1 protein-coding gene is annotated in these 693 nt (G+C 64.8%); it reads right to left on the minus strand.

Annotation, left to right across the window (positions count from 1 at the left end):
• The coding region (locus tag DEH69_RS00480; RefSeq protein WP_147255321.1) for a beta-ketoacyl synthase N-terminal-like domain-containing protein at positions 1-693 on the minus strand (693 nt) is incomplete at both ends.

The following is a 693-nucleotide window of genomic DNA, read 5'->3' on the forward strand; positions in this document are numbered from 1 at the left end:
CTCTTCGATGATGGTGTGGGCGTTGGTGCCGCTGATCCCGAAGGAGGAGATACCCGCCCTGCGCGGACCGTTGGCCTCCCAAGGACGCGCCTGGGACAGCAACTCCACCGCACCCGCCGACCAGTCCACATGCGACGACGGCGCATCCGCATGCAACGAACGCGGCAACACACCATGCCGCATCGCCATCACCATCTTGATCACACCCGCCACACCCGCAGCAGCCTGCGTATGACCAATATTCGACTTCACCGACCCCAACCACAAAGGCCGCCCAGCACCCCGATCCCGCCCATACGTCGCAAGCAACGCCTGCGCCTCAATCGGATCACCCAACGACGTCCCCGTACCATGCCCCTCCACCACATCCACATCAGACGCAGACAAACCCGCAGACGCCAACGCCTGCCGAATCACCCGCTGCTGAGAAGGACCATTCGGAGCCGTCAACCCATTCGACGCACCATCCTGATTCACCGCCGAACCCCGCACCACCGCCAACACCGGATGCCCAAGACGCCGCGCATCCGACAACCGCTCCACCAGCAGCATCCCCACACCCTCACCCCACCCCACACCATCCGCCGCATCCGAAAACGCCTTACACCGCCCATCCGCCGACAACCCCCGCTGACGACTGAACCCCACAAACGTCCCCGGCGTCGCCATCACCGTCACACCACCCGCAAGCGC

The sequence above is a fragment of the Streptomyces sp. PT12 genome (assembly GCF_003311645.1).
Classification (GTDB): domain Bacteria; phylum Actinomycetota; class Actinomycetes; order Streptomycetales; family Streptomycetaceae; genus Streptomyces.